The 23,394-nt window shown below is 64.7% G+C and carries 25 protein-coding genes, 1 tRNA gene and 1 other RNA gene; 15 read left to right on the top strand and 12 right to left on the bottom strand.

Annotated features, from left to right (window positions below; all coding sequences use genetic code 11):
• The 4 genes from K359_RS0136185 to K359_RS0136170 all read right to left on the bottom strand — a co-directional run.
• A partial coding sequence (locus tag K359_RS0136185; RefSeq protein WP_029083638.1) for a family 16 glycosylhydrolase occupies positions 1 to 711 on the bottom strand: 711 nt, incomplete at its 3' end.
• A 624-nt stretch (positions 712 to 1,335) separates the two neighbouring features.
• The gene (locus K359_RS0136180; protein WP_029083637.1) at positions 1,336 to 1,815 is read right to left on the bottom strand and encodes a DUF6538 domain-containing protein; all 480 of its coding nucleotides are present in this window, start codon (positions 1,813 to 1,815) and stop codon (positions 1,336 to 1,338) included.
• 101 nt (positions 1,816 to 1,916) lie between these two features.
• Positions 1,917 to 1,993: transfer RNA gene (locus K359_RS0136175), tRNA-Arg, on the bottom strand.
• Between the two features lie 155 nt (positions 1,994 to 2,148).
• The gene (locus tag K359_RS0136170) at positions 2,149 to 3,627 is read right to left on the bottom strand and encodes an ATP-binding protein (protein ID WP_029083636.1); all 1,479 of its coding nucleotides are present in this window, start codon (positions 3,625 to 3,627) and stop codon (positions 2,149 to 2,151) included.
• A 468-nt stretch (positions 3,628 to 4,095) separates the two neighbouring features.
• On the opposite strand from K359_RS0136170, the gene rpmH reads away from it, so the two are divergent.
• The 11 genes from rpmH (at position 4,096) to dapE (ending at position 13,517) form a co-directional block, all read left to right on the top strand.
• Positions 4,096 to 4,230: a 50S ribosomal protein L34 gene (rpmH, locus tag K359_RS0136165; RefSeq protein WP_008542748.1), complete on the top strand. Its 135-nt coding sequence runs from the start codon at positions 4,096 to 4,098 to the stop codon at positions 4,228 to 4,230.
• Positions 4,231 to 4,262: 32 nt separating this feature from the next.
• A complete protein-coding gene (gene rnpA, locus K359_RS54035) occupies positions 4,263 to 4,643 on the top strand; it encodes a ribonuclease P protein component (RefSeq protein ID WP_051346598.1) in 381 nt (126 codons plus the stop codon).
• A 3-nt stretch (positions 4,644 to 4,646) separates the two neighbouring features.
• The gene (gene yidC / locus K359_RS0136155; RefSeq protein WP_029083635.1) at positions 4,647 to 6,539 is read left to right on the top strand and encodes a membrane protein insertase YidC; all 1,893 of its coding nucleotides are present in this window, start codon (positions 4,647 to 4,649) and stop codon (positions 6,537 to 6,539) included.
• Between the two features lie 159 nt (positions 6,540 to 6,698).
• Complete coding sequence (yihA, locus tag K359_RS0136150) at positions 6,699 to 7,352, top strand: ribosome biogenesis GTP-binding protein YihA/YsxC (protein WP_029083634.1); 654 nt, start codon at positions 6,699 to 6,701, stop codon at positions 7,350 to 7,352.
• Positions 7,349 to 7,720: a DUF423 domain-containing protein gene (locus K359_RS0136145; protein WP_029083633.1), complete on the top strand. Its 372-nt coding sequence runs from the start codon at positions 7,349 to 7,351 to the stop codon at positions 7,718 to 7,720. The genes yihA and K359_RS0136145 overlap by 4 nt, the downstream gene beginning before the upstream one ends.
• A gap of 167 nt (positions 7,721 to 7,887) precedes the next feature.
• Positions 7,888 to 8,781, top strand: a complete 894-nt coding sequence (gene argB, locus K359_RS0136140) for an acetylglutamate kinase (RefSeq protein ID WP_029083632.1) — start codon at positions 7,888 to 7,890, stop codon at positions 8,779 to 8,781.
• A gap of 86 nt (positions 8,782 to 8,867) precedes the next feature.
• Complete coding sequence (locus tag K359_RS0136135; RefSeq protein WP_029083631.1) at positions 8,868 to 9,854, top strand: DUF1036 domain-containing protein; 987 nt, start codon at positions 8,868 to 8,870, stop codon at positions 9,852 to 9,854.
• A gap of 27 nt (positions 9,855 to 9,881) precedes the next feature.
• On the top strand, positions 9,882 to 10,577 hold the full coding sequence (locus tag K359_RS0136130; protein ID WP_029083630.1) for a pyrimidine 5'-nucleotidase: 696 nt from the start codon (positions 9,882 to 9,884) through the stop codon (positions 10,575 to 10,577).
• A 221-nt stretch (positions 10,578 to 10,798) separates the two neighbouring features.
• Positions 10,799 to 11,644, top strand: coding sequence for a 2,3,4,5-tetrahydropyridine-2,6-dicarboxylate N-succinyltransferase (dapD, locus tag K359_RS0136125; protein WP_029083629.1), 846 nt, complete (start codon positions 10,799 to 10,801; stop codon positions 11,642 to 11,644).
• 71 nt (positions 11,645 to 11,715) lie between these two features.
• The gene (locus K359_RS0136120) at positions 11,716 to 12,333 is read left to right on the top strand and encodes a DUF805 domain-containing protein (protein WP_029083628.1); all 618 of its coding nucleotides are present in this window, start codon (positions 11,716 to 11,718) and stop codon (positions 12,331 to 12,333) included.
• 17 nt (positions 12,334 to 12,350) lie between these two features.
• Positions 12,351 to 13,517 (top strand): succinyl-diaminopimelate desuccinylase, encoded by a 1,167-nt coding sequence (dapE, locus tag K359_RS0136115; RefSeq protein ID WP_029083627.1) that lies wholly within the window; start codon positions 12,351 to 12,353, stop codon positions 13,515 to 13,517.
• Positions 13,518 to 13,580: 63 nt separating this feature from the next.
• On the opposite strand, the gene truA is transcribed toward dapE, so the two are convergent.
• From truA to def, 3 genes are all read right to left on the bottom strand, one after another.
• The gene (truA, locus tag K359_RS0136110) at positions 13,581 to 14,318 is read right to left on the bottom strand and encodes a tRNA pseudouridine(38-40) synthase TruA (RefSeq protein WP_029083626.1); all 738 of its coding nucleotides are present in this window, start codon (positions 14,316 to 14,318) and stop codon (positions 13,581 to 13,583) included.
• The gene (gene fmt / locus K359_RS0136105; RefSeq protein ID WP_029083625.1) at positions 14,318 to 15,253 is read right to left on the bottom strand and encodes a methionyl-tRNA formyltransferase; all 936 of its coding nucleotides are present in this window, start codon (positions 15,251 to 15,253) and stop codon (positions 14,318 to 14,320) included. Before fmt ends, truA begins: the two co-directional genes overlap by 1 nt.
• 177 nt (positions 15,254 to 15,430) lie before the next feature.
• A complete protein-coding gene (def, locus tag K359_RS0136100) occupies positions 15,431 to 15,958 on the bottom strand; it encodes a peptide deformylase (protein ID WP_029083624.1) in 528 nt (175 codons plus the stop codon).
• Between the two features lie 164 nt (positions 15,959 to 16,122).
• On the opposite strand from def, the gene K359_RS0136095 reads away from it, so the two are divergent.
• The 3 genes from K359_RS0136095 to K359_RS0136085 all read left to right on the top strand — a co-directional run bounded on the left by K359_RS0136095 (position 16,123) and on the right by K359_RS0136085 (position 19,168).
• Positions 16,123 to 17,331 (top strand): DNA recombination protein RmuC, encoded by a 1,209-nt coding sequence (locus tag K359_RS0136095; RefSeq protein WP_029083623.1) that lies wholly within the window; start codon positions 16,123 to 16,125, stop codon positions 17,329 to 17,331.
• 76 nt (positions 17,332 to 17,407) lie between these two features.
• Positions 17,408 to 17,713 carry a GIY-YIG nuclease family protein gene (locus K359_RS0136090; RefSeq protein WP_029083622.1) on the top strand — a complete coding sequence of 102 codons (306 nt, stop codon included), beginning with the start codon at positions 17,408 to 17,410 and terminating at the stop codon, positions 17,711 to 17,713.
• A 78-nt stretch (positions 17,714 to 17,791) separates the two neighbouring features.
• Positions 17,792 to 19,168 carry an AmpG family muropeptide MFS transporter gene (locus K359_RS0136085; RefSeq protein WP_029083621.1) on the top strand — a complete coding sequence of 459 codons (1,377 nt, stop codon included), beginning with the start codon at positions 17,792 to 17,794 and terminating at the stop codon, positions 19,166 to 19,168.
• A gap of 130 nt (positions 19,169 to 19,298) precedes the next feature.
• Here the strand turns inward: K359_RS0136085 and K359_RS0136080 are convergent, their stop codons facing one another.
• From K359_RS0136080 to ffs, 5 genes are all read right to left on the bottom strand, one after another.
• A complete protein-coding gene (locus tag K359_RS0136080) occupies positions 19,299 to 19,727 on the bottom strand; it encodes a hypothetical protein (protein WP_029083620.1) in 429 nt (142 codons plus the stop codon).
• 148 nt (positions 19,728 to 19,875) lie between these two features.
• Positions 19,876 to 20,478, bottom strand: a complete 603-nt coding sequence (gene recR, locus K359_RS0136075; RefSeq protein WP_029083619.1) for a recombination mediator RecR — start codon at positions 20,476 to 20,478, stop codon at positions 19,876 to 19,878.
• Positions 20,479 to 20,799 (bottom strand): YbaB/EbfC family nucleoid-associated protein, encoded by a 321-nt coding sequence (locus K359_RS0136070; RefSeq protein ID WP_029083618.1) that lies wholly within the window; start codon positions 20,797 to 20,799, stop codon positions 20,479 to 20,481.
• A gap of 21 nt (positions 20,800 to 20,820) precedes the next feature.
• Positions 20,821 to 22,665 (bottom strand): DNA polymerase III subunit gamma/tau, encoded by a 1,845-nt coding sequence (locus K359_RS0136065; RefSeq protein ID WP_029083617.1) that lies wholly within the window; start codon positions 22,663 to 22,665, stop codon positions 20,821 to 20,823.
• A gap of 113 nt (positions 22,666 to 22,778) precedes the next feature.
• An RNA gene (ffs, locus tag K359_RS58370) (signal recognition particle sRNA small type) lies at positions 22,779 to 22,875 on the bottom strand.
• Between the two features lie 97 nt (positions 22,876 to 22,972).
• On the opposite strand from ffs, the gene K359_RS0136060 reads away from it, so the two are divergent.
• Positions 22,973 to 23,392, top strand: a complete 420-nt coding sequence (locus K359_RS0136060; RefSeq protein ID WP_029083616.1) for an HIT domain-containing protein — start codon at positions 22,973 to 22,975, stop codon at positions 23,390 to 23,392.
• The last annotated feature ends 2 nt before the right edge of the window (positions 23,393 to 23,394 follow it).

Here is a 23,394-nt window from a genome sequence, read left to right as displayed (position 1 = left end):
CGCGTTTGAATTCGCGACCTGATTGCTCATGATCAGCTGCATCGGCTGGTTCGGAATCTGCACCTGCGCGCTGGTCACCGTCGCGATCTGTCTTCCGTCGAGGTACCAGGTGATCGATTGGCCGGGCACCCAATTGATGCCGTAGGTATGGAAGCCGGCCGTGAGATCGACGCCGGTGTCGACAACACCGCCGACCGTCCCTGACGGCGAGTGAAGATGCCAGGAGAAGGCCTGGTTTGCCGGTCCCGAGCCGGTATATCCCCCCTCCTGGATATCGATCTCGAAATTGTCGCCGCTGCTCGAGCCCGCGCCGGGCATCAGCCAAAGCCCTGGCCACGCTCCATTGCCGCTCGGCGCCTTCATGCTGATCTGAAGGTAACCGCCGTTAAACTCGAAGTTGCCGTAGCTGCTGACGGCGCCCGACGTAATCGGAAACGACTGCACCGAGCCCTGATTCATGCCGGTGACGGTCTGCTTGGCCGCTGTGAGGTTCAGCAGACCGTTGGTCACGGTCACCTGGCTCGGCATGTCGTAGTCGGCATCGTACGGGCCGCCCGGCCCGCTTCCACCCGATCCATAGCTATTCCACGCCCAACCGTTGGCGGCGCGGCTCGTGATGTAGGTGTGCCAGTCGCTGTCTAGCGAACTGGAAAAGCTATCCTGATAGACGAGATTGCTCGACGTAAAGCCTGCTGGCGCGGCAAGGGCCATTCCATGTTCCTTCCGAGGATTGAACCGAGAATTCCACCGTCGCGAACCGCGCGACCATTCCACTGCCGCGAACCGCGCGACCATTCCACTGCCGCGAATTGCGCGACCATTCCAGCGTCGCGAATTGCGCGACGGACCCCGTGCCCGCAGCGGGTGATGCGGGCGGATTTCAACGCAGTGGAGATTTGAAGGTACGCCCCCCACTGCCAGACTAGCTTGGCTAGTGAGGGAGTATGGCGAAAAAAATAAGGTAGCATGGCGACAATTGGACGAGGTGCGTAGGCGACTGACCCGGCTCAATCGATCATAGCCGGCGGCGAGCATGAGGGCCGCCCCGGCTGATATGGAGTTGATAGTGCTGAAGTCCGTGGCGTTTTGACCCAACCGATCCTTCCGTTTCTTCTACCCGTGGGCCGAAGCAAGCGGCCAGCGGCCCGTTGAGAAGCACGGAGTTGAAGGTCGCGAATTACGTCGATCGTTTCGTTGTAATTGCGATCAAGGCACATAACTGGGGGAAGCCGCTTCTCGCTAAGAACGCGGACGAAACGAGTGCCGGCAGACGTCGTCAGCCGGGCGACTTTTGGCGTCGGCCGACGCCGTCGAGAGCGACGCGGCATCGATAGATCAGCCAGCGATGATATCTTCGAACACTGACCGAGGCACGCCACGCTGCGGCCACTGCTCGTACGGGACCGCCCAAGGACCCAAAGGCGTACCTTCGAGACGCAGGTGTTCAGCCTCAAGACGCTCCATCTCATCTCGACCGCCAAAGCGAACACGCTCGTCCCAAGCCAGCGCCTTGGCGTACACGTACTCGGCCATGCGCTTGATCTCGGTGTCATTCAGGCTGGTGCGCTTGATCGTCGGCATGATGGCGGCTGCGAGGCGCGCCTTTGCCTTGGCGATGATGCGGTCAAATTCTGCCAACACGGGCTTGGCGCGTATGTTGGCCTCTCGGAGGTCCTTGGTGCCCAGCGAACGCTTCAGGTGTTTCTGCGCGGCCTTGCCGTTGTTCAGCTCGCGCGCAACCGCAGCCTGCAGTCCCTTGGGCTTCTCTGGCACCGTGGCACAGTACGTTCCGTGCCTATCCTTGATAACGCCCATCAACACGCGCACGATTTAGCACTACCGCTTGTGACCACCACGCGGCAGCTAAACGCTTGTATCTGCGTTAGTTCTTGATTTTCAATGGGAGCTTGCGTGAGTGGCGCGCCCGGAACGATTCGAACGTCCGACCCTCAGATTCGTAGTCTGATGCTCTATCCAGCTGAGCTACGGGCGCATTTTCGCGGTAGGGCTTGGGCCCGCACGGTTCCGGGAGGCCCGGAACGTCGCGAAAGAGCGCTCTAGCTACAGGCTCCCGGTCCGGTTGGCAAGGTCTGGAAACGCCAATTTCGGCGCGGTTTTGGCCGCGCCTCCGGAATACCGGGACGCCGTTTACGCCCGTGCCCGCTCGCTGCGGACCGAGAGCAGTTCCACCGGACGATCCGGGATCGAGATCCGGAAGGTGGCGCCGATGGTGCCTTCGACCAGATGGATATGGCCGCCATGGGCGCGGATCAGCTCGGCGGCAATCGCGAGGCCAAGCCCGCTGCCGCCGGGGCGGCCGGAGGTCTGGAACGCCTCGAACAGGTGCTCGCGCGCCTTGGTGGGCACGCCGGGGCCGGTGTCGGAGACCTCGATGATCGCAACCGTCCCCTCGCGGCGGCCGGTGATGCGGATCTGCTGGGCGCCGCCGTCGCTGGCGGTGCGACTTTCCAGCGCCTGCGTCGCGTTGCGCACCAGATTGAGCAGCACGCGGAACAGCTGGTCCGGATCGGCGTCGATGGTGAGCCCGCGTTCGATCGCGCTGATCCAGGTGATCGAGACATCGGTCGCAAGCCCGGCCGACTCGCGCACCTCGGCGACCGCCGGTTCGACCATGATGACGCGGCGATCGGGCGCCGCCTCCTGCGCACGGCCATAGGACAAGGTCGACTGGCAGAACGCGATGGCGCGCTCGAGCGAGCGCAACAATTTTGGCGCAAAGCGCTGCACCCGCGGGTCGGGCACGCTGGCAAGCTGGTCCGACAGCAGCTGTGACGACGCCAAGAGGTTGCGCAGATCGTGATTGATCTTGGAGACGGCGAGCCCGAGCGCGGCGAGCCGGCTCTTCTGATGCAGCATCGAGACGAGGTCGCGCTGCATGTCCGACAGCTCACGCTCCGCAACGCCGATCTCGTCGCCGCGCTGGCTTGGCACGATGATTCGCGCCGAACTTTCCGGATTCTCGTGGAAGCCGATCAGGCTCGCGGTCAGCCGCCGCATCGGGCGGACGAACAGATAATGCAGCGCCAGATAGACCAGGCCGGCGGTGAGGCCGGCAATCAGGAGGGCAACGACCAGCACGTTGCGCGAGAAGCGGTACATCGCCTGCCGCAGCGGCTTCTCGTCGATCACCACCTCGATGAACTGCGCCTGGCCCGGCGCGGCGCCGACCACGCGGATGGTCTGGTCACCGTGTTCCAGCATGATCTCGAAGGCATCGACGATCGCCGACCACACCGTCATGGTCCGCATGTCGACGTCATGGTCGATCGCGGCCGGCAAATCGGCGCTGGCAAGCAGGCGGCGCTGCTGCCCGAGCTTGATGGCGACGGCGCGGGCACCGATGCTGGTCAGGATCTGCCGCGCCAGCGAATCCGGCACCAGGCCGGAGGGGGCGGCGTCGAGCACCAGCGCCGCGGTATTGGCGGCGGCCAGGCGGTCATTGAGCCGGTTCATCCGGAAGTTGGCGATGGCCGGCACGTAGATCAGGAGCCCGGCGATCATCACCAGGGGGATCGTCAGCAGCAACAGCTTGCCCGACAGCCCGAGCCGAAGGGACGGCTTGGGCCGCTGCTTCTGCGCGGGCGCCTGATCGTCAGTTAGAGCCACAAGATAAGGCCTTGCTTGGCTTAGGGGTCGGAAGATGCCGCCCGGCCCCCAAGCCGGTCAAATTACGGATCGCTAATGTCGGCGGTTCCTAGAGCATTTTCGGTTCTGATTGAATCAGAACCGAAGCTCTAGCTTCTTGTTTTGACGCGTTTTCTTCACGCGAACCGGTGCCCACTTCGCTCGAAAACGCTCTAGAGCGCCCGAAGGCGTCCCTCACCGTCAAAAACCCCGCGAAAACAGATATATTCGCCCGAATTGCGACGTTTCGAAGAAGCCCGTTTGCGACGCCCTGTGACATTGACGAAAACAAGACGCTCCCTTATAAGCCGCGCCAACTGTCCGCGATGGCCCGGTTCTTGACCCGGGGGCGGCTCGTTCGGGGCCGTAAACGGCGCGTTTGAGCCCGCCAGCATCACCGGACTTCATCTCAATACAACGGCAAATTGCCCGGTCAGCGGAGAATTACCCGTGAAGCGGACTTATCAACCCAGCAAACTGGTGCGCAAGCGCCGTCACGGCTTCCGCGCCCGTCTCGCCACGGCTGGCGGCCGCAAGGTCCTCGCTGCGCGCCGCGCGCGTGGCCGCAAGCGCCTGAGCGCCTGAGCCCGGACGTCTCCACTCCGGAGATACCCATTATGGATCGGCTGAGGCAGCGGGCGGATTTCCTCGCCGTTGCCAATGGCGCGCGGGCGAATACCGCAGCTTTTGTGCTGCAGGGCCGCCGCCGCGACGATCAGGGCCCGATCCGCGTCGGCTATACCGTCACCAAGAAGAATGGCACCGCGACCGAGCGCAACCGCATCCGCCGCCGGCTTCGCGAAGTGATTAGACGGGTCGATGCCATATACATGCGGCCGCACCATGATTATGTGCTAGTCGGCCGTCGTGACGCGCTGACCCGCGACTTTGCGACCATGCTTGACGACCTGCGGTCGGCGCTGCGCCGCCTCGACCGGCCTGCGCCAAAGGCGGGCAACACAAGCGCGCCCAATCCGAACGGAATGACGAGACCATAAGAGATGTCCGACAACCGCAACACGATCCTTGCCGTCATTCTGTCCGGCTTCGTCCTGATCGCCTGGCAATATTTCTACAATGTGCCGCAGATGGAGAAGCAGCGCGAGGTCCAGCGGCAGGCCGAGGTGCAGAAGCCAGCGGCGCAGCCGGCGACTCCGGGCGCCACTCCTGGCGCCGCTCCGGGGACTTCTGCGTCGCCGGCGCCGGGCGCGCCTGCGGCCGACGCCCCGGTGGCGAGCCGCGAGACGGTGCTCGCTTCCGGCCCGCGCATCAAGATCGACACGCCGCGCGTCACCGGCAGCATCGCGTTGAAGGGCGCCCGGATCGACGACCTGGCGCTGGTCCAGTTCCGCGAGACGGTCGACCCCAAATCGCCGGCTGTCGTGCTGCTGTCGCCGTCGGGCACGGCCGAGCCTTATTACGCCGAGTTCCTGTGGCTGACCGCCAACGGCTCGTCGGTGAAGACCCCGAACGGCGAAACCGTCTGGCAGCAGGAAGGCTCGAACAACCTGTCGCCGACGAGCCCGGTGACGCTGAAATACGATAACGGCCAGGGGCTGATCTTCCGCCGTACCATCGCGATCGACGAGCGCTACCTCTTCACCATCAAGGACGAGGTCAACAATCTCGGCAGCGCCCCGGTGACGCTGTATCCGTTCGGGCTGATCTCGCGCGGCGGCAAGCCGCCGGTCTCGGGCTACGCGATCCTGCACGAAGGCCCGATCGGCTATCTCGGCGAACACGGTCTGCAGGAATACACCTACAAGAATCTCGACGAGAGCAAGACCTCGACCGGCGGAAACTCGCGCGGCGTCGTGTTCTCGAAGGTCACCAACGGCTGGCTCGGCATCACCGACAAATACTGGGCCACGGCGCTGCTGCCCGACACCGACGCAACGCTCGAAACCGCAAGGTTCACCACCGGCGACAAGCGCTACCAGGCCGACTACATGCTCGGCGGGCAGACCATCCCGATAGGCGGCACCGCCGTCGCCAGTGGGCGGCTGTTCGCCGGCGCGAAGGAGGCCGCTGTCGTCGGCCTCAACTTCCCGCTGGTCGGCTTCGGCGGCTACAACAAGCAGCTCGGCCTCAACCATTTCGATCTGCTGATCGACTGGGGCCACTTCTACTTCATCACCAAGCCGATGTTCCTGGCGCTCGACTGGTTCTATCGCCTGGTCGGCAATTTCGGCATCGCGATCCTGCTGGTGACCGTGATCGTGAAGCTGCTGTTCTTCCCGCTCGCCAACAAGTCCTACGCCTCGATGGCGAAGATGAAGTCGGTGCAGCCGCAGCTGGCCGCGCTGAAGGAGCGCTATCCTGACGACCGCGTGAAGCAGCAGCAGGAAATGATGGAGATCTACAAGAAGGAGAAGATCAATCCGATCGCCGGCTGTCTTCCCGTCGTTGTCCAGATCCCGGTGTTCTTCTCGCTCTACAAGGTGCTGTTCATCACCATCGAAATGCGGCACGCGCCGTTCTTCGGCTGGATCAAGGACCTCTCGGCGCCCGATCCGACCAACCTGTTCACGCTGTTCGGGCTGATTCCGTTCGATCCGATCGCGCTGCTCGGACCGCATATCGGAGCCTATCTGGTGATGGGCATCTGGCCGATCATCATGGGCATCACGATGTGGGTCCAGATGAAGCTCAACCCGGCGCCGCCGGATCCGACCCAGAAAATGATCTTCGACTGGATGCCGCTGATCTTCACCTTCATGCTGGCGGGCTTCCCGGCGGGTCTCGTGATCTACTGGGCCTGGAACAACCTGCTGTCGGTGCTGCAGCAAAGCTTCATCATGCGCAAGAACGGCGTGAAAGTGGAGTTGTTCGACAATCTCAAATCCACGTTTCAAAAAAAAAGCGTGACGACTGAGACCAAGAAAGCGACGTAGCTTCCAGCAACAGCGCTTGATCACCGCGTCATGCCCGGCCTCGTGCCGGGCATCGACGTATTGGAGGGCGGCAGGACGTTGACCTGGATGGCCGGGTCGTCTTACGCCAAAGACACGCCTTGGGCCTTTGCCTGGCCACCACGAGATGGGATCCTTCGCATGAGCACCGAACCCGATGCGGAGCTGATCGAGCAGGGACGAAAGCTGTTCGCCGGCGACTGGCGTTTCATCTGGGCCTCGCCCTCGATCGAGACGCTGCCGCCGATGGCCGGCCTCGAGGTCGCCTTTGCCGGCCGCTCCAATGTCGGCAAATCGAGCCTGATCAACGCGCTGACCGGCCGCAATGCGCTAGCTCGCACCTCGCACACGCCGGGCCGCACCCAGGAACTGATCTTCTTCGAGGGCCCGGAAAACGCGGACTTTCGTCTCGTCGACATGCCCGGTTACGGCTACGCCTCGGCGCCGAAGACCAAGGTGGCGTCATGGACGGCGCTGATTCACAAGTTCCTGCTTGGGCGCGCGACGCTGGCGCGGGTCTATGTGCTGATCGACGCGCGCCACGGCATCAAGGACGTCGATCTCGACGTGCTGAAGACGCTGGATAAGTCCGCGGTCAGCTATCAGGTCGTGCTGACCAAGGCCGACCAGGTCAAGGCAGGCGAACTGAAGACCGTAATCGCCGACACGTCAGCGACGCTGGCAAAGCATCCCGCCGCGTTCCCCGAACTGCTGGTGACCTCGTCGCGGACCGGCGACGGCATGCCGGAGTTACGCGCCGCGATGGTGCGCCTGATCGAGGAACGGCGCCGATGAACGGCCTATCCCGCCTTCTGATCTGCGTTGCCGCCGTCATGGGCGCCTGCGGCGTGATGGTGGCGGCGGGCGCAGCCCATTTGCCTGATGCCGCCACGCGGCTGGCGGCGGCGTCCTCGATGCTGCTGTTCCATGCACCCGCAGCCATCGCGACCATTGCCGTTGCGGACCGCGCGGTCATCCATGCCACGCTCGGAATTACGGCAGCGGCCGGTTTCGTCATCGCGGCGTCATTGTTCGCCGGCGACCTCGTGCTGCGCCAATATGCCGGCCATGGATTGTTTCCGATGGCCGCCCCGACAGGCGGAACGCTGCTGATCCTGAGCTGGCTGGTGCTGGCGGTCGCAGCGATGTGGCCGAGGCGCTGACCTGTAGCCCGGATGGAGCGCAAGCGAAATCCGGGGCCGCACCCACGGCACGATTCCCGGATTTCGCTTCGCTTCAACCGGGCTACGCATCATCATCCCGCTTTGCGCCCCGCCCGCCAATCAGATAGAACCCTGCGCGCCCCTCCGCTGACGACGAGACCAGTCCCATGACCGACCAGCACATCAGCCCGCTCGATCAGGCCCGCATCCTGTCCGAGGCGCTGCCGCACATGCAGGAATATGACGAGGAAACCATCGTCATCAAATATGGCGGCCATGCCATGGGCGCCGAGGACACCGCCAAGGCGTTCGCGCGCGACATCGTGCTGCTGGAGCAGACCGCGATCAATCCGGTGGTCGTGCATGGCGGCGGGCCGCAGATCGCGACCATGCTGAAGCGCCTCGGCATTCAGTCGGAATTCGCCGCCGGCCTGCGCATCACCGACGCCGCGACCATCGAGATCGTCGAGATGGTGCTGGCGGGCTCGGTCAACAAGCAGATCGTCGGCTACATCAACGAGGCCGGCGGCAAGGCCGTGGGCCTCTCCGGCAAGGACGGCAACATGGTGAAGGCGTCGAAGACGACGCGCACCATGGTCGATCCGGATTCCAACATCGAGAAGGCCGTCGACCTCGGCTTCGTCGGTGACCCCGAAAAGGTCGACCTCACGCTGCTCAATCAGCTGATCGGCTATGAGCTGATCCCGGTGCTGGCGCCGCTGGCGACCTCGCAGGACGGCCAGACGCTGAACATCAACGCCGACACCTTTGCCGGCGCGATCGCGGGCGCGCTGAAGGCCAAGCGCCTGCTGTTGCTGACCGACGTGCCCGGCGTGCTCGACAAGTCCAAGAAGCTGATTCCGGACCTCTCGATCAAGGAAGCCCGCAAGCTGATCGCCGACGGCACGATCTCCGGCGGCATGATCCCGAAGGTCGAGACCTGCATCTATGCGCTCGAACAGGGCGTGCAGGGCGTCGTGATCATCGACGGCAAGACGCAGCACGCGGTGCTGCTCGAGCTCTTCACCAACCAGGGCACCGGCACGCTGATCCATAAGTAATGGCAGACGCGGCAGCGCGAATGAAGGCCGTCATCGCGGGACTCACGGCGAAGATGCCTCGCCGGTCGCCGGCGATGCGGCTCGCGATGTCGCTGCCGGCCGCGCTGGTATCAATCCTGTTCTCGGCGGCGCCGGCGCATGCCGACCTCAAGCTCTGCAACCGCATGAGCTATGTGATCGAAGCCGCGATCGGCATCGACGACAAGGCCGCGACGGCGACACGCGGCTGGTTCCGCATCGATCCCGCGACCTGCCGGGTGGTGGTGCAGGGCACGCTGACCGCCGACCGCGTGCTGCTCAATGCACGCGCGCTCGGCGTCTACGGCGCCTCGCCGATCCCGCAGAACGGCACCGACACGCTCTGCGTCGCACAGGACAATTTCGTGATTGCCGCCGCGCGCCAATGCCGCTCCGGCCAGACGCCGGCGCAATTCACCCAGATCACGCCGACGCAGACCGATGACGGCAATCTCGTCGCCTATCTCGCCGAGGACAGCGAATATGACGACGAGCAGGCGCGGCTCGCCGGCATCCAGCGCCTGCTCGTGATCGCAGGTTACGACGCGGCGCCGATCGACGGCGTCGACGGGCCGAAGACCCAGAGCGCGCTGTCGGCGTTCCTCAGGAGTCGCGGGCTCGCCAGCGACATCGTGCAGTCGCCGAATTTCTTCGCCACCATGATTGATGCCGTGCAGAAGCCGTCGGCGTCGGGCCTGACCTGGTGCAACGACACGCAGTACAAGGTGATGGCCGCAGTTGCGACCGATGACGGCAAGGTGGTGACCAGCCGCGGCTGGTATCGGATCGACCCAGGCAAGTGCCTGCATCCCGACGTCACGGGCATGCCGAAGCAGATCTATTCGTTCGCCGAGGCCGTCGACAGCGACAACCGCGCCATCCGCATCAAGGACAAGCCGCTGAACTGGGGCGGCGCGGTCCAGCTCTGCACGCGCGAGAGCAAATTCGAGATCAACGAGCAGGGCGACTGCACCACCCGCGGCCTCGCCGCGCTCGGCTTCACCACCGTCGACATGACCAGCGGCGGCAAGACGCTGCGCTTTGCGATGCCGTGATGCACGGGACAACGGATTGAGAGCGCCATGAAAACTCCCCGCAGCTTCGGCCATGTCGAGACCTGGGTGTTCGACCTCGACAACACGCTGTACCCGCATCACGTCAATCTGTGGCAGCAGGTCGATGCGCGGATCGGCGAGTTCGTCAGCAACTGGCTGAAGGTGACGCCCGAGGAAGCGCGGCGGATTCAGAAGGACTATTACCTGCGCTACGGCACCACGATGCGCGGCATGATGACCGAGCATGGCGTGCAGGCCGACGACTACCTCGCCTATGTGCACAAGATCGATCATTCCCCGCTGCAGCCCAATCCGCCGATGGGGGCTGCGATCGCCAAACTGCCCGGGCGCAAGCTGATCCTGACCAACGGCTCGGTCGACCATGTCGATGCGGTGCTGGACCGACTCGGCATCACCAACCATTTCGACGGTGTGTTCGACATCATCGCGGCCGATCTCGAGCCGAAACCGGCGCCGCAGACCTATCAGAAGTTCCTCAGGCTGCACGACGTCGATCCGGCAAAAGCTACGATGTTCGAGGACCTCGCGCGCAATCTGGTGGTGCCGCATGAGCTCGGCATGACCACCGTGCTGGTGGTGCCCGACGGCAGCCAGGAGGTGGTGCGCGAGACCTGGGAGCTGGAAGGCCGCGACGCCGCGCATGTCGACCATGTCACGGATGATTTGACCGGGTTCTTGCAGCGGCTGAACGGAAAGCCCTGATCTCTCCCCAAGTCGTCCCGGCGAAGGCCGGGACCCATAACCATCAGTCTCTGTATGGCTCCGCGCTGTGGCCCCATCGTGCTGCACCGCTGGCATTCGTGGTAATGGGTCCCGGCCTCGCCGGGACGACGTTGAGTTTGCCTTGACTCCAGGGCGCCAAATTCCGAAAAAGCGCTGCAAAATTCCCGTCATAATCCCCGATACGCCCAAGGATTGTCCCGATGTCGCTGGCCGCCCTCGAAACCACCGTCAACGCCGCGTTCGACGCCCGCGAAGGCATTTCGACCTCGACCAAGGGCGAGGTCCGCGAGGCCGTCGATCACGCGCTGGAACTGCTCGACAAGGGCGAGACCCGCGTCGCCGAGCGCGAGGCCAGCGGCAAGTGGAAGGTCAATCAGTGGCTGAAGAAGGCGGTGCTGCTCTCGTTCCGCCTCAACGACATGACCGCCATTCCCGGCAGCCCGGGCAACGCCTCGTCGTGGGACAAGGTGCCGATGAAGTTCGAGGGCTGGGGCGAGAACCGTTTCCGCGACGCCGGCTTCCGCGCCGTGCCGGGCGCGATCGTGCGCCGCTCGGCCTTCATCGCCCGCAACGTCGTGCTGATGCCCTCCTTCGTCAATCTCGGCGCCTATGTCGATGAAGCCACCATGATCGACACCTGGTCGACGGTCGGCTCCTGCGCCCAGATCGGCAAGCGCGTGCACATCTCCGGCGGCGTCGGCATCGGCGGCGTGCTCGAGCCGCTGCAGGCCGAACCCGTGATCGTCGAGGACGACTGCTTCATCGGCGCGCGCAGCGAGGTCGCCGAGGGCGTGATCGTGCGCAAGGGCGCGGTGCTCGCAATGGGCGTGTTCCTGGGCGCCTCCACCAAGATCGTCGACCGCGAGACCGGCGAGATCTTCGTCGGCGAGGTCCCGGAATATGCCGTCGTGGTGCCCGGCACCATGCCGGCCAAGCCGCTGAAGAACGGCCAGCCCGGCCCGGCGGTCGCCTGCGCCGTGATCGTCAAGCGCGTCGACGAGCGCACCCGCGCCAAGACCAGCATCAACGAGCTGCTGCGGGACTGATCGAACCAATTTCCATCCGACGTCGACAAAACTCCGGGCCGCGAAAATTGCTGCCGCCCGGAGTTTTTTTCATGGACTGGGCCAATTACCTGTTCGGCTTCAAGGGCCGCGTCAACCGGGCCAAATTCTGGCTCGGCGGCCTGATCATCGTCTGCTGGATGATGTTCCTCGCCCTGCTGGTGGTCTCGGCTGGCCTTGGCGGCAAGGATGGGTTTGGCTTCAATGTCGACGACATCTTCCGGGCGTTCGACCCGGACAGCTACAAGTCGCTGACCTCTGCCGGACTGCCGGCATTGCTGGTCAAGGCCAGCGGCACGGCGCTGTTCGTCTGGGTCTATATCGCGGTCTCGATCAAGCGCCTGCACGACCGCGACAAGAGCGGCTGGTGGATGGTCCCGTTCTTCGCGATCCCCGGTCTCATGAGCCAATTCTCGGACCGGCTTCCCGATGAATCCTATTGGGTCATGGCCGCGGGCACGATTGTCTTTGTGCTCTATATCTGGGGCTTCATCGAGCTCGCCTTCCTGCGGGGCACGTCATACCCAAATCGATACGGTCCCAATCCGCTGGGAAAAGCCCATGAGAGGCGAGGAGGCGACAGCGGCAGTGGGTCGCGCTCCGGGCGGGGCTGGGATCAGCAGAGCGAACTCGATATCGTGCCTCACAAAGCTGGTCCACCCGCGGTGTGACGTGTTAAGCGAGGCGCATGAATGATGCCGTCTCGATCACCCGCGATCTGGTTCGCTGCCCCTCCGTCACCCCGGCCGACGCCGGCGCGCTCGGCGTTCTCGAAAGCCTGCTGAAGGCGGCAGGCTTCGACGTCCATCGCGTGACGTTCTCCGAGCCCGGCACCGCCGATGTCGACAATCTCTACGCCCGCATCGGCAGCTCCGCGCCGCACATCACCTTCGCCGGCCACACCGACGTGGTGCCGCCCGGCGATGAATCAGCGTGGACGATCGGCGCATTCTCCGGCGAGGTGAAGGACGGCTTTCTCTACGGCCGCGGCGCCGTCGACATGAAGGGCGGCATCGCCTGCAGCGTCGCCGCGGTGCTGCAATATCTGCAGGACCATGGCGGCAAGCCACAAGAAGACGGCAACGGCTCGATCTCCTTCCTGATCACCGGCGACGAGGAAGACGTCTCGATCAACGGCACCGTCAAGCTGTTGAAATGGTGCGCCGAGCGCGGCGAGAAATTCGATCATTGCGTGCTCGGCGAGCCCTCCAATGTCGAGGTGCTCGGCGACATGATCAAGATCGGCCGGCGCGGCTCACAGTCCGGCACGCTGGTGGTCGATGGCGTGCAGGGCCACGTCGCCTATCCGCACCGCGCCTCGAATCCGGTGCCTGACATCTCGCGGCTGATCGTGGCGCTGAGCGACGAGCCGCTCGATCACGGCAGCGCGCAATTCCAGGCGAGCAATCTCGAATTCACCACGGTCGATGTCGGCAACACCGCCGGCAATGTGATCCCCGGCCAGGCACGAGCGAAATTCAACATCCGCTTCAACGACAACCACACCCAGGAGAGCCTGCGGCAGCTGGTCGATGAGCGGCTGGCGACAGCCTGCGGCAACCGCATCCGCGCCCACATCGACTGGATGCCGTCGAACTCGAACGTGTTCGTCACCAAGCCGGGGCCGTTCACCGACCTCGCCGTCGCTGCGATCGAGGAGATCACCGGCCGCAAGCCGGAGCTCTCGACCTCGGGCGGGACCTCGGACGCACGCTTCATCTCCAGCTATTGCCCGGTGATCGAATTCGGCCTGGTCGGCCAGACCATGCACCAGATCGACGAGCGCACGCCGGTGGCCGATCTGGAGAAGCTGACGCGGATATATCGGGGCGTGTTGGACAGGTATTTTGCGTAATCCAGCGGCTCGGCTAGACCAAAACTTCGAAAACAACCCCATGCACAGTAGGGATTGGGGCCACTAATAATCCACCCGCATCAGATAGAGCCCGTCCGGCGGCGCGACCGGGCCGCACGCCGCGCGGTTGCGGGCGGCGAGCGCGGCAAAGAGATCGTCCGCGCTCCAGCGGCCCTCGCCGACCCAGACCAGCGAGCCCACCATCGAGCGCACCTGGCTGTGCAGGAACGAGCGCGCCGACGTCACGATGTTGACGGCGTCGCCGTCGCGCCTGACGTCGAGTTGATCAAGCGTCTTCTCCGGCGACTTGGCCTGGCACTCGGTGTCGCGGAAGGTGGTGAAATCGTGCTTGCCGAGCAACCGCTGCGCGGCGTTGTGCATCGCTGCCGCATCGAGCGCGCGCGGCACGCGCCAGACGCGGCTGATGTCGACCGCGAGGTTCGCACGCGTGTTGGTGATACGATAGAGGTAGTGCCGCCTGGTCGCGGAGAAGCGCGCCTCGAAATCGTCTGATACGATATCCGCCGCCAACACGCCGATCGGATTGGGCCGCAGATGCGCGTTCAGCCCGTCGCGAAAACGGCCGGGCGGAAAATGCTTGGCGATGTCGCAATGCGCGACCTGGCCGCGCGCGTGCACGCCGGCGTCGGTACGGCCGGCGCCATGGACGCGCACGTCCTCGCCGCAGATCGCTTTCACCGCCGTCTCCAGCGCGCCCTGCACGGTCGGCGCGGTGTCCTGGATCTGCCAGCCGGAGAACGGCGTGCCGTCATATTCGATGGTGAGCTTGTAGCGGGGCATCAGGCGAGCCGCGCAGGCGGCTTCAGCGGCGTGCCGCGCAGAAAATCTGCCGCCTTCATCGGCGCCTTGCCGGCGCGTTGCAGTTCGAGAATCCGGATCGCGCCGTCGCCGCAAGCGATGGCAAATTTGTCGTCGAGCACATCGCCAGGTTCGCCCGAGCCCTTGGCGAATTCGCAACGCAGGATTTTCAGCCGCACCGGCTCGCCTTCGCCGGCGAGCTCGCACCAGGCGCCGGGAAACGGCGAGAGCCCGTGAATGTGCCGCAGCACCGCGTGCGCCGGCTTACTCCAGTCGATCCGCGCCTCGGCCTTGTCGATCTTGGCGGCATAGGTGACGCCGTCCTCGCTCTGCTTCGTAAGCTGCAAGCCACCACGCTGCAGCGCAGCCATCGCGCGCACCATCAAATCGGCACCGAGCGGCGCCAGCGCGTCGTGCAGATCGGATGCCGTCATGCTGTCCGAGATCGGCAGCCGCTCGGCCATCGCGACGTCGCCGGTGTCGAGACCGACATCCATCTTCATCACCATCACGCCGCTCTCGGCGTCACCCGCCATGATGGCGCGGTTGATCGGCGCGGCGCCGCGCCAGCGCGGCAGCAGTGAGGCGTGCAGGTTGAAGCAGCCGAGCCTGGGCGCGTCGAGGATGGCCTGCGGCAGGATCATGCCATAGGCGACGACGACGGCGGCATGCGCGTCATGCGCGCGAAATTCCTCGAGTGCTTCCGGCGTCTTCAGCGTTTTCGGCGTCAGCACGGGAATGCCGAGGCGGCGCGCTTCCTGCTCGACCGGCGTCGGCTGCAACTGCAGGCCGCGCCGCCCGCCCGGCTTCGGCGCGCGGGTGTAGACGGCTACGACCTCATGGCCATGGGCCACAAGCTCCAGCAGCGTCGGCACTGCGAAATCGGGCGTGCCCATGAAGATCAGGCGGAGAGGCATGCGGTCAATTTCTTCCGAGAGGCTCAAACATCCAAGTATTCGTCATGGCCGGGCATGGCCGTCAAGGACGGCGTCGCTTTCGCTCGCCTGTGCCCGGCCATCCACGTCTTTGGCCCCTTGAGAAGTAAGACGTGGATGCCCGGGTCAAGCCCGGGCATGACAGCAGAAGGAACGCCGTCACTCCGCCGCGCGCTTGGCGGCCTTCTCGAATTTCTTGAAGACGCGGTCGCGCTTCAGCTTCGACAGATAGTCCACGAACAGCACGCCGTTGAGGTGGTCGATCTCGTGCTGGATGCAGGTAGCATAGAGCCCCTCGGCATCCTCTTCATGCACCTTGCCGTCGAGATCGGTGAAGCGCAGGCGCACCCGCGCCGGACGCTCGACCTCCTCGTAATATTCGGGGATCGACAGGCAGCCCTCTTCGTAGACCGACAGCTCTTCCGAATACGAAATGATCTCCGGATTGATGAACACCCGCGGCTGCGGCGTGGTCTCGCCGTTCTCGTCGCGCTTGGCGAGGTCCATGGTGATCAGCCGCAGCGGCTGCGCGACCTGGATCGCCGCGAGCCCGATGCCCGGCGCGTCATACATGGTCTCGAGCATGTCGTCGGCGAGCTTGCGGATCTCCGGCGTCACCTTCTCGATCGCCTTCGACACCAACCGCAACTGCTTGTCCGGCAGAATGATGATTTCTCTGATAGCCATGGCCGCGATTTAAGCTGCGGGCATGATGCGGTCAATGCGTTCAGGAACCCCTTAAGGCGGCCTTAACCACGTTTCTTTACACAGCGTTAACCAGGAAAATTGCGTTGACCATAAATGTTCCCTTTTCGTTCGGCGGCGACGCCGAATCGGCTACAACGGCTGGCATGAACGAGATTCTCCTCACGCTTGGCGACCTCCCGGTCCGCGTCTCCGATGCGTTGATCGGCCTTGGCGCGCTGGCGCTGGTGCTGCTGCTGGCCATCGCGGTGGTGATCGCGCGCGCCAGCCGGCGCGGCGCGGAACTGGCGATGGCCCAGGCTATTCGGGCCGACGAGCTGGAGGAGCGGCTCGCCGACATGCTGCGGGCCCAGAGCGAGGCCTCAGGACGGGTCGATGCCATGGGGCAGGCGCTGGCCGGCCGCCAAGCGGAGATGGCCCGTGCCGTCAACGAGCGGCTGGATTCGGTGACCCACCGGGTCGGCCAGTCGATGGAACAGACCACGCGCAACACGATGGATTCTCTGCGCGTGCTGCATGAGCGGCTCGGCATCATCGACCACGCCCACAAGAACCTCAACGAGCTCACCACCCAGGTCACGACGCTGCGCGACGTGCTCGCCAACAAGCAATCCCGCGGCGCGTTCGGCCAGGCGCGGATGGAGGCCATCGTCCAGGACGGCATGCCGAAGGGCTCGTTCGAGTTCCAGTACACGCTGACCACGGGCAAGCGGCCGGACTGCGTGGTGTTCCTGCCCGACCAGCGCCCGCTCTGCATCGACGCGAAATTCCCGCTGGAGGCCATGACCGCGCTGCACGATGCGCGCAGCGACGAGGAGCGCAAATTCGCCAGCCAGCGGCTGCGCGCCGACGTGCTGAAGCATGTCAGCGACATCGCGGAGAAGGACCTGATCCCCGGCGAGACCCAGGACACCGCGCTGATGTTCGTGCCGTCGGAATCGGTCTATGCCGAAATCCATGACGGCTTCGACGACGTGATCCAGAAGGCCTATCGCGCCCGCGTCGTGCTGGTATCGCCCTCGCTGCTGATGCTGGCGATCCAGGTGATGCAGCAGATCCTGAAGGACGCCCGCATCCGCGACGCCGCCGACCAGATCCGCAACGAGGTGATGCATCTCGGCGATGATCTCGCCCGCCTGCGCGAGCGCGTCCTGAAGCTGCAGAACCATTTCGGCCAGGTGAACGAGGACGTCAGGCAGATCCTGATCTCCGCCGACAAGATCGAGAAGCGCGCCGGCCGCATCGAGGAACTCGACTTCAGCAAGTCCGAGACCCCGATCGAAGTCCCCCGCTTCGTCAAACCCGCCGCCCCCGACCTGTTCCCCGCCCCGCGCAAGCTGCAGGCGGGGGAGTAGTATAGCCCCGATGTCACCCCATAATCGGTGTCATCGCCCGGCTTGACCGGGCGACCCAGTATCCCAGAGGCGGCAATTGGGAGCACGCTCCTACTACGTCTACATCCTCACCAACCGCATCGGCGGCACGCTCTACATCGGTGTGACAAATGACCTCATTCGCCGCGTCGGCGAGCAGAAGCTGAAATTGGTTGAGGGCTTCACGGAAAAGTACGATGTCGCGAGGCTGGTCTATTTCGAGGTCTTCGACGTTGTCGAACAGGCGATCCATCGCGAGAAGCGGCTAAAGAAATGGCCGCGCGCGTGGAAAATATCCCTGATTGAGAAGGACAATCCGGACTGGATCGATCTTTACCCGGAGATCGCCGGTGGCGGCGGATAGGCCTCTGGGATACTGGATCGCCCGGTCGAGCCGGGCGATGACAGTCTTTTTGGGGACGAATCTGGTAACACCGGTTCTATGACAGCACCTGAAGCGACGTCAGACGTGCCTGCAAAGCCGACGCCAAAGCCTGCCGCCACCTCTTGGCGCGACGGCCTCGCCGTATATCTGCAGCCGCGGGTGCTGATCGTGTTGCTGCTCGGCTTCTCCTCTGGCCTGCCGCTGGCGCTGTCGGGCTCGACGCTGCAGGTGTGGATGAAGGAGGCCGGGGTCGATCTCGGCACCATCGGGCTGCTGGCGCTGATCGGCACGCCCTACACGCTGAAATTCCTCTGGGCGCCGCTGGTCGACGCGCTGCATGTGCCGCTGTTCACGCAAATGTTCGGTCGCCGTCGCGGCTGGCTGCTGTTCTCGCAGCTGTTGCTGATCGCGGCGATCATGGTGCTGGCGATGGCCGATCCGGCGCGATCGCCATGGTTCGCGGCACTTGCCGCGCTGCTGGTCGCAACCGCTTCGTCGACACAGGACATCGTGGTCGATGCCTTCCGCGTCGAAAGCCTGCCGGAAAGCGAGCAGGCCGCCGGCATGGCGTCCTATGTCGCAGCCTACCGCATCGGCATGCTGGTCTCGACCGCAGGCGCGCTGTTCATCGTCAGCGGGTTCGAGTCCGCCGGAGTGGCGCGCCCGTCGGCGTGGATGTGGGGCTATGTGGTGATGGCCGCGCTGGTCGTGATCGGCATCGTCACCGCGCTGGCTGCGACCGAGCCGGCCCAATCGAAAGGTGCGGAGGCAGCCACGCATGCGCAGACCGCAGCCGAACGCGTATGGCACGCGGCGCTCGGCGCGTTCTCCGAGTTCCTCAGCCGCAAGGACGCATTCGCGGCGCTCGCCTTTGTGGTGCTGTTCAAGTTCACCGACGCGTTCTCAGGCACCATGACCGCACCGTTCGTGATCGACATCGGCTTTTCCAAGGTCGATTACGCGGCGATCGTGAAGGGCGTAGGTCTTGCCGCAACCCTGATCGGCGGATTTGCCGGCGGCTTCGTGGCGCGGCGCTATTCGCTCGCCACCAGCCTCTGGATCGGCGGTGTGCTGCAGGCGATCGCCAACCTCTCGTTCTCCTGGCTCGCGCATGTCGGCGTCGATCAATGGGCGCTCGCGCTTGCGATCACGGCGGAGAACTTCACCAGTGCGATCGGCACCGTGATCTTCGTCGCTTATCTCTCGGCGCTGTGCCGCAACCCGCTGCACACCGCGACCCAGTATGCGCTGCTCACGGCGCTCGCGGCGGTCGGCCGCACCTATCTGTCATCGGGCGCGGGCTATGTCGCCAAGGCCGTTGGCTGGCCGGTGTTCTTCGCGATCTGCGTGCTGGTCGCGATCCCAAGCCTGATCCTGCTCGCCTGGCTGCAGCGCCGCGGGCATTTTGACGAGCTGGGGCCGGTGCGGGTTTAAGCCTCCGCTGTCGTCACCCGCGAAAGCGGGTGACCCAGTATTCCAGAGACAGTTGTGCTTGAATCGAGAGGCCGCGGCGTGCTGAATCGCCCGGTCGAGCCGTGCGTGACACTGCAATTGAGGCACGGCCCTACTTCGCGACCACGCTCCACTTGGTGACGATGGCTTCGCTCATCTGGCCGGCGTCCTGGGCGCAGGCGACCTCGTCGACCTTCACCGAGATTTCCTTGCCGGTGAAACTCTTCAGCTGCGCGGCCTGGGCGTCGTTGGTCGGAATGAGCTGGAAGGTTTCCGGCCCGGTCTCGAGGTTGCAGAGACCGTTCGGCGGCGGCAGGCGGCGCGGCTCGCTGGTGATCTGGTAGGTCGCGACGCGCTTGCCACGGTTCTTGGCATCGCGCACCTTCAGGGCGCTGAGTTCCCCCGACAGCACGTCGCCGGTCCGGATCATCTTGCCGGGCTTCTGCGGCGCGTCGCTCTGCTGCGCAATGGCGCAAGGCGCGGCGAAGGTGGCCGCCAGAAACGCAAAGCCCAAGCGTACGCCGAATCGCTGTGTCGTCATTTTCAGGAGTTCCGTATCTAGATTCGTCCGAGCGTGAATGACCGTCCCCGAATCGCCGTCCACCCTATCATTTTGTTTCAGCGCGATCTTTTCGGCTTGTCACCGAACGCCTGGCGTCTGCCGCTGGGTTCGGCCGCCGGATCGCGCGCTAGAACAGCGTCCGCTGCCGCATGGCTGCGGATAGCGTACCTTCATCGAGGTAATCAAGCTCTCCGCCGACCGGCACGCCATGCGCCAGCCGCGTCACCCGCACATTGGCCTCCGACAGCAGGTCGGTGATGTAATGCGCGGTGGTCTGGCCGTCGACGGTCGCATTCAGCGCCAGGATGATCTCGCTGACCTCAGGCGCATGCGCCCGCGCCACCAGCTGATCGATGGTGAGATCCTGCGGGCCGACTCCGTCGAGCGGCGACAACGTTGCGCCAAGCACGTGATAGCGGCCATTGGTCGCATTGGCGCGTTCCAGCGCCCAGAGATCGGCGACATCGGCGACCACGACGATGATCGAGGGATCGCGGCGCGGATCGGTGCAGACCGTGCAGGGATTTTGTGTATCGATGTTTCCGCAGGTGCAGACCTGGATCTTGTCGATGGCGACCTGCAACGCCGCGGTCAGCGGCGTCATCAGGGCTTCGCGCTTCTTGATCAGGTGCAGCGCCGCGCGCCGCGCCGAGCGCGGGCCAAGCCCGGGCAGCCGCGCCAGCAACTGGATCAGGCGTTCAATCTCGGGGCCGGCAACGCTTGCAGCCATTTAGGTCGGACCAAATCCCGGCGGCAGGCTGAGCCCGCCGGTGATAGCCATCATCTTCTCCTGCATCGCGGTCTCCGCCTTGCGGCGGGCGTCGCCGAGCGCGGTGACCAGCAAATCCTCGAGCACCTCGCGTTCCTCCGGCTTCATCAGCGACGGATCGATCTTGATGCCCTTCACTTCCATCTTGGCGGTCATGCGCACCGCGACCAGGCCGCCGCCGGAAATACCCTCGACCTCGACATTGCCGAGTTCGTCCTGCATCGCCTGCATCTTGGATTGCAGCTGCGCTGCCTGCTTCATCATGCCGAGAAAATCAGCCATGCGTGCGTTCCTATAATCTGATCAATCGTCGTCGCTGTCGGAAGTTTCAATCGGGTCTTCGCCGGTCGCATCCGCTACCGGAACCTCTGCGGCCAGGCGGCGGACCTCGACCACTTTCGTGCCGGGAAAGCGCGCCAGCACCTCCTGCACGCGCGGATCGGCCTCGGCGGCGCGCTGATGCTCGCTGCGCGCGAGTTCGTTCTGCGAGCGTACGGTGGGCTGGCCGGCCTCGTTAGAGATGATCACGGTCCAGCGCCGTCCGGTCCACAGTTCGAGCTTGCGCGACAGATCGGTGACGAGCGCGCGCTGCGCCTTCGGCTCGAGCGCGATCTCGAGCTGGCCATCCTCGATGCGCACCGGCCGCACGTCGGCCTCCAGCGCACTCTTGGTCATGATGTCGCGCTTCTCGCCGGCGAGCGCGATCAGTTGCGGGAAGCTAGTGATCCGCAGCGCCGGCGCGGCATCGGCAACCGGCGCCGCCATCTGCGGACGCGCGGCCAGATCGGCGCGTGGCGCCCCCTGCGGGGCACGCATCGGCACTGAGGGCATCGCAGACATCGCCGAGGACGGCGCGCCGCGCGACGGCTGTGACGCGGCCGAGCCTGACGTCGCGGGCGCGGCGCCACCACCGTTCTGCTCGATCATCATCCGGATCGCCTCATCCGGCGTCGGCAGATCGGCGACATAGGCAATCCGCACCAGCACCATCTCGGCGGCAGCGGCAGGCCGCGTCGCAGTCTGCACCTCGGCAATGCCCTTGAGCAGCATCTGAAACATCCGTGACAGCACCCGCATCGACAGTTTTGCCGCGAACTCGCGTGCACGCACCCGCTCGGTCTCGCCGAACGCGACATTGTCGGCGGTTGCCGGCACGACCTTCACGCGGGTGATGAAATTGACGAACTCGGCAAGGTCGGACAGCACCACGACCGGATCGGCGCCGACGTCATACTGCGCGCGGAATTCCGCGAAGGCGCTGGCGAGATCGCCGCGCGCCAGCGAATCAAAGAGATCGATGACGCGGGTGCGATCGGCAAGGCCGAGCATCTGCCTGACCGCGTCGGCCTTCACGTTGCCCGCGGCATGCGCGATCGCCTGGTCGAACAGCGACAGCGAGTCGCGCACCGAGCCTTCCGCCGCGCGCGCGATGATGCCGAGCGCCTCGGGCTCGACCTCGACGCCCTCCTTCGCGGCAATATTGCCGAGATGCTTCATCAGCACGTCGGCCTCGACGCGGCGCAGATCGAAGCGCTGGCAGCGCGACAGCACCGTGATCGGCACCTTGCGGATTTCGGTGGTGGCGAACACGAATTTGGCGTGCTCCGGCGGCTCCTCCAGCGTCTTCAGGAAGGCGTTGAAGGCCGCGGTCGACAGCATGTGGACTTCGTCGATGATGTAGACCTTGTAGCGCGCGCTCGCCGGCGCATAGCGCACGCTGTCATTGATCTGGCGGACGTCGTCGACGCCGGTATGGGACGCGGCGTCCATCTCCAGCACGTCCATGTGCCGGCTTTCCATGATCGCCTGGCAGTGCACGCCGAGGTCGGGCATGTGGATGGTCGGCCCCTTCACCGAGCCGTCCGGCTTGGCGTAGTTCAAGGCGCGGGCGAGGATGCGCGCGGTGGTGGTCTTGCCGACCCCGCGGACGCCGGTGAGGATCCAGGCCTGCGGAATCCGCCCGGTCTCGAATGCGTTCGAGACGGTGCGGACCATGGCCTCCTGGCCGATCAGATCCTCGAAGCTGGAGGGGCGGTATTTGCGGGCGAGAACGCGGTACGGCTTTGCGGTCTCCGGCGCTCCCCCGAGATCAAAACCGCTCTGGCCTGCGCCTTCGGAGGGATGGGAGGGGGCGCCAGCGTCATTCATGCGTCGATCCGCAACTTGGGAATTGTCTCTTGCAGCCGGCGTGCGGATAGGAGCCGAAATCAAGCGCCGGGCGCGGAGACCGCCATTCCAGCACGATTCGCTCGGAAAAACAGGTAGGAGACTGACGAGCGACCCGATCCGGACCTCGTTAGGGCTGCTTCCTTCCGGACCTGACCCGGTTGGCGAGTGGCTCGTCCACCGCCAATCTCCCGGTCCCTATTTGGGGCCAAAACCGTCGGAAAGCAAGCGGCCTGACCGTGCTTTGTGGGACTTGTGTGGGAACACGGAAAGGCATTATTTGCCCCTCATGTCGGGCTCCAATTGGTCGCTGCATTCGCAGCTCAAGAAAGACACCATCGACATCGGCGACCTGCCGCTGTGCAAGGTGCTCGTCATCAAGGATGCGCATTATCCCTGGCTGCTGCTGGTGCCACGGCGCGACGGCGCGGTCGAGATCATCGACCTCGACGAGGTCGAGCAGGCGCAGCTGATGACGGAGATCACCCGCGTCTCGCGGGCCCTGAAAGAGGTCACCAAGTGCGACAAGCTGAATGTCGCCGCGCTCGGCAACCTCGTCCCGCAGCTTCACGTCCATGTCATCGCGCGCCGTACCAGCGACGCTGCATGGCCGCGTCCCGTTTGGGGCGTGATGCCGCCGCTGGCGCATGACGCCGAGGAAGTGCAGAATTTCATCAGCGCGCTTCGCCGCAAGATCTGGTTGGGTTGAAC

The organism is Bradyrhizobium sp. th-b2 (assembly GCF_000426785.1).
Lineage (GTDB): Bacteria > Pseudomonadota > Alphaproteobacteria > Rhizobiales > Xanthobacteraceae > Bradyrhizobium > Bradyrhizobium septentrionale.
This window is presented reverse-complemented; position numbering and strand designations above follow the sequence as displayed.

Bases quoted from the DNA above. Each gene is read 5' to 3' on its own strand.
- K359_RS0136060 (WP_029083616.1), top strand. From the start codon at position 22,973: ATGTCGGGCTCCAATTGGTCGCTGCATTCGCAGCTCAAGAAAGACACC.
- K359_RS0136120 (WP_029083628.1), top strand. From the start codon at position 11,716: ATGGACTGGGCCAATTACCTGTTCGGCTTCAAGGGCCGCGTCAACCGG.
- argB (WP_029083632.1), top strand. From the start codon at position 7,888: ATGACCGACCAGCACATCAGCCCGCTCGATCAGGCCCGCATCCTGTCC.
- dapD (WP_029083629.1), top strand. From the start codon at position 10,799: ATGTCGCTGGCCGCCCTCGAAACCACCGTCAACGCCGCGTTCGACGCC.
- K359_RS0136070 (WP_029083618.1), bottom strand. From the start codon at position 20,799: ATGGCTGATTTTCTCGGCATGATGAAGCAGGCAGCGCAGCTGCAATCC.
- K359_RS0136095 (WP_029083623.1), top strand. From the start codon at position 16,123: ATGAACGAGATTCTCCTCACGCTTGGCGACCTCCCGGTCCGCGTCTCC.
- def (WP_029083624.1), bottom strand. From the start codon at position 15,958: ATGGCTATCAGAGAAATCATCATTCTGCCGGACAAGCAGTTGCGGTTG.
- rnpA (WP_051346598.1), top strand. From the start codon at position 4,263: ATGGATCGGCTGAGGCAGCGGGCGGATTTCCTCGCCGTTGCCAATGGC.
- K359_RS0136065 (WP_029083617.1), bottom strand. From the start codon at position 22,665: ATGAATGACGCTGGCGCCCCCTCCCATCCCTCCGAAGGCGCAGGCCAG.
- yihA (WP_029083634.1), top strand. From the start codon at position 6,699: ATGAGCACCGAACCCGATGCGGAGCTGATCGAGCAGGGACGAAAGCTG.
- K359_RS0136145 (WP_029083633.1), top strand. From the start codon at position 7,349: ATGAACGGCCTATCCCGCCTTCTGATCTGCGTTGCCGCCGTCATGGGC.
- K359_RS0136130 (WP_029083630.1), top strand. From the start codon at position 9,882: ATGAAAACTCCCCGCAGCTTCGGCCATGTCGAGACCTGGGTGTTCGAC.
- truA (WP_029083626.1), bottom strand. From the start codon at position 14,318: ATGCCCCGCTACAAGCTCACCATCGAATATGACGGCACGCCGTTCTCC.
- dapE (WP_029083627.1), top strand. From the start codon at position 12,351: ATGAATGATGCCGTCTCGATCACCCGCGATCTGGTTCGCTGCCCCTCC.
- K359_RS0136080 (WP_029083620.1), bottom strand. From the start codon at position 19,727: ATGACGACACAGCGATTCGGCGTACGCTTGGGCTTTGCGTTTCTGGCG.
- K359_RS0136135 (WP_029083631.1), top strand. From the start codon at position 8,868: ATGTCGCTGCCGGCCGCGCTGGTATCAATCCTGTTCTCGGCGGCGCCG.
- yidC (WP_029083635.1), top strand. From the start codon at position 4,647: ATGTCCGACAACCGCAACACGATCCTTGCCGTCATTCTGTCCGGCTTC.
- recR (WP_029083619.1), bottom strand. From the start codon at position 20,478: ATGGCTGCAAGCGTTGCCGGCCCCGAGATTGAACGCCTGATCCAGTTG.
- fmt (WP_029083625.1), bottom strand. From the start codon at position 15,253: ATGCCTCTCCGCCTGATCTTCATGGGCACGCCCGATTTCGCAGTGCCG.
- K359_RS0136085 (WP_029083621.1), top strand. From the start codon at position 17,792: ATGACAGCACCTGAAGCGACGTCAGACGTGCCTGCAAAGCCGACGCCA.
- K359_RS0136180 (WP_029083637.1), bottom strand. From the start codon at position 1,815: ATGGGCGTTATCAAGGATAGGCACGGAACGTACTGTGCCACGGTGCCA.